Origin of the sequence: Streptomyces sp. (genome assembly GCF_031181555.1) — a bacterium.
GTDB lineage: Bacteria > Actinomycetota > Actinomycetes > Streptomycetales > Streptomycetaceae > Streptomyces > Streptomyces fimbriatus.
In genome coordinates this window covers 1-3,357 of sequence record NZ_JAPSKQ010000306.1, presented here as the reverse complement: position 1 = coordinate 3,357, position 3,357 = coordinate 1, and the positions used below count along the sequence as shown (strand labels likewise).

Genomic DNA, 3,357 nt, shown 5'->3' with positions numbered 1-3,357 from the left:
TCAGTAGCTCCCGATCTCCACGCGGGGCGGACCGTCGTGCCAGGTGCAGAAGACCGACACCCGGTCCGCGCCCGAGGTGAACTCCACCCGGATCCACGTCTCCGTCTTCCACACCTGCATCGACCAGCCCGCCCCCGGCTTCGCCGACACCAGGGACGCGGAGGTCTCGCCGAGGTCGAAGACCGCCCGCCCGCCGTCGGTGTCGTAACTCCTGACCCGGCCGGAGGCGGTGGGGCCGGGAGAGGGGGAGGGCGGGGGCGCGGTCCGGGACCGCGAGGGCTCGGGGGCCGGCGCGCGGGACGCCCCGTCCGGCGTGGGGGAGGGCTTCTCCGGGACCGGGGAGCTCCGCGCGTCCGACGGCCGCCGCGTCGAGGACGACACCGGCCTCGACTCCCGCGTGGCCGTGTCCGCCGCCGCGACGGGCAGGGCGCGGGGCGGGTCGTAGGCGGTTCCCTCCATCACCGTGTGGACACCCCACCACGACAGCGTGACCGCCGCGCCCGTGGCGAGGAGCCAGGCCAGTACGTGTACGAGTCCTCTGCGCATCGTCGGCCCATACTGCCTCACCCGTCCCACGGGTGTCGCGCCCGCGGAGGTGTCCGGAGTTGTCCACAGGCCCGCACGGGGCCCGTCCGGCATGGCGTACGGTGCGGCGCATGGCAAGTGTTCTCGTGGTCGAGGACGACCCGTTCGTCCGCTCGGCGCTGATCCGGCAGCTGACCGACGCCTCGCACGCCGTGCGCAGCGTCGGCACGGCGCTGGAGGCGCTGCGCGAGGTCGCCCATTTCCGCTTCGACGTGGTCGTCCTGGACCTCGGACTGCCCGATCTCGACGGGTCCGAGGCCCTGAAGATGCTGCGCGGCATCACGGACGTGCCGGTGATCGTCGCCACCGCCCGGGACGACGAGACGGAGATCGTGCGGCTGCTGAACGCCGGCGCGGACGACTACCTGACCAAGCCCTTCTCGGTGGAACACCTCTCGGCCCGGATGGCGGCGGTGCTGCGCCGGGCCCGGTCCGGCGGCGGGGAGGGCGCGCCGTCCTCCGTGCTCCGGGTCGGCGGACTGACCGTCGACCCGCTGCGCCGCCAGGCCGAACTGGACGGCGTGCGGCTCGATCTGACCCGGCGCGAGTTCGACCTGCTCGCCTTCCTGGCCGGGCGGCCCGGTGTGGTCGTGCCCCGCAGGGAACTGCTCGCCGAGGTGTGGCAGCAGTCCTACGGCGACGACCAGACCATCGACGTCCATCTGTCCTGGCTGCGGCGGAAGCTGGGGGAGACCGCCGCCCGGCCCCGCTATCTGCACACCCTGCGGGGCGTCGGCGTGAAGCTGGAGCCGCCCGCCGGCCCCCTGCCCGAAGGGGGGCCGCCGCGATGAGGTGGGCGCTGGTGAAGGTGTCGCTGGCGGTGACCGCGATGGTCGTGATCGCGTTCGCGGTGCCGCTCGGGCTGGTCATCCGGGAGATGGCCCGCGACCGCGCCTTCTCCAACGCCGAGCGGGAGGCGGCGGCCATCGCCCCCGCGCTGTCCATCACCACCGACCGCGACCAGCTCGAACGGGTCGTCGCCTCCACCGGCTCCGACGCCGCCATGGCCGTGCACATCCCGTCCGGTGACGGCCGCGACGCCCTCGGCATGGGACGCCGGCGGGCCGCCGACGAGGACATCGCGGCGGTGCGGAGACTGGGGCGTGCCTCCACCTCCACGGTGCCCGGCGGCTCGGCGCTGCTCCAGCCGGTCGCGCTCAGCACCGGCGAGATCGCCGTGGTCGAGGTGTTCGTCCCCGAGTCCGAGGTCACCAACGGCGTCGGCACGGCCTGGGCGGTGCTCGCCGCGGTCGGTGCCGCGCTGATCCTCGGCTCGGTCGCGGTCGCCGACCGGCTGGGCGTGCGGATGGTGCGGCCCGCGCAGCGGCTGGTGGAGGGGGCGCAGGAGCTGGGGGAGGGCAAGCTCGGGGCGCGGGTTCCCGAGGAGGGGCCGACCGAACTGCGGCTGGCGGCGGTGGCGTTCAACTCCATGGCCGACCAGGTCGTCCAACTGCTCGCCAACGAGCGGGAGCTGGCCGCCGACCTGTCCCACCGGCTGCGTACGCCGCTGACCGTGCTGCGGCTGAACGCCGCCTCCCTCGGTGACGGGCCGGCCGCCGAGCAGACCCGGGCGGCGGTCGAGCAGCTGGAGCGCGAGGTGGACACCATCATCCGCACCGCCCGGGACGCCAAGCCGCAGACGGCCGCCGCCGGTCCCGGCGCCGGATGCGACGCGGCCGAGGTGGTCCGGGAACGGATGGCGTTCTGGTCGGCGCTCGCCGAGGACGAGGGCCGCAAGTGGCGGGTGGCCGGGGCCGATCGCCCGGTGCGCATCCCCGTGGCCCGCGCCGACCTGGCCGCCGCCCTCGACGCCCTGCTCGGCAACGTCTTCCGGCACACCCCCGAGGGCACCGCGTTCGCGGTCGACGTGCACAACGGCGAGGACGCGGTGATCGTGCTCGTCTCCGACGCGGGGCCCGGCATACCCGACCCCGAGGCGGCGATGGCCCGCGGCCGGGGCTCGGGCAGCGACGGTTCGACCGGGCTCGGCCTGGACATCGTGCGCCGGCTCGCGGAGTCGACCGGCGGCGACGTGCGGATCGGCTCCTCGGTGCTCGGCGGGACCGAGGTGCGGGTCTGGATCCAGCTCGACGGACGCGAACGGGCGCCCCGGCGGCGCGGGCACCGAGGGGCCGTGCGCCGGCGCGGGCCGGGCCGGCTGATCCCGACCTTTAACCGCCCCCGATCCCTTCCTTAAGCGCGCCCTAAGATCATCGACGGCCTCCCGGATCAGGACGTTTGTCCGATTCCGGATCGCTAGCGTGCTGCCGCACCGCATCCGAACGGCAGTGAAGGCAGGCACGCGATGAGCACGCACCGGCGCAGGGCCAGCGGCAGGAACAAGGCGATCGGCGGCGTGGTCGCCGCGGCCGTGGCCGGCGGCGGCGCGTTCCTGTTCACCGGCACCGCCCAGGCGGCCGGCGTCGGCGCGGCCTACACGAGGACCAGCGCGTGGTCGACGGGATACACCGCCCAGTACGTGGTGACCAACAACAGCGGTGAGCGGGACGAGGACTGGACGCTGGAGTTCGACCTGCCCGCCGGCACCGAGCTCGGCTCGCTGTGGAACGCCGAGTCCGAGGTGAGCGGCCGGCACGTCACCGTGCGGCCCGCCGCGTGGGACACCGACGGACTGGCCGCCGGCGAGTCGGTCACCGTCGGCTTCGTCGCCAAGGGCACCGGCGAGCCGACCGGCTGCCTCGTCGACGGCGCGAAGTGCTCCGCGGACGGCGGCCCGGCCCCGGAGCCCAGCGGCCGCCCCACCGAGGCCCC

General features: G+C 75.0%; 4 protein-coding genes. 3 read left to right on the top strand and 1 reads right to left on the bottom strand.

Annotation, left to right across the window (positions count from 1 at the left end; all coding sequences use genetic code 11):
* Positions 1-546, bottom strand: coding sequence for a hypothetical protein (locus tag RIM90_RS31150; protein WP_309064089.1), 546 nt, complete (start codon positions 544-546; stop codon positions 1-3).
* 110 nt (positions 547-656) lie between these two features.
* On the opposite strand from RIM90_RS31150, the gene RIM90_RS31145 reads away from it, so the two are divergent.
* From RIM90_RS31145 to RIM90_RS31135, 3 genes are all read left to right on the top strand, one after another.
* On the top strand, positions 657-1,376 hold the full coding sequence (locus RIM90_RS31145; RefSeq protein WP_309064088.1) for a response regulator transcription factor: 720 nt from the start codon (positions 657-659) through the stop codon (positions 1,374-1,376).
* Positions 1,373-2,782, top strand: a complete 1,410-nt coding sequence (locus RIM90_RS31140) for a HAMP domain-containing sensor histidine kinase (protein ID WP_309064087.1) — start codon at positions 1,373-1,375, stop codon at positions 2,780-2,782. The genes RIM90_RS31145 and RIM90_RS31140 overlap by 4 nt, the downstream gene beginning before the upstream one ends.
* A 108-nt stretch (positions 2,783-2,890) precedes the next feature.
* A partial coding sequence (locus tag RIM90_RS31135; protein ID WP_309064086.1) for a cellulose binding domain-containing protein occupies positions 2,891-3,357 on the top strand: 467 nt, incomplete at its 3' end.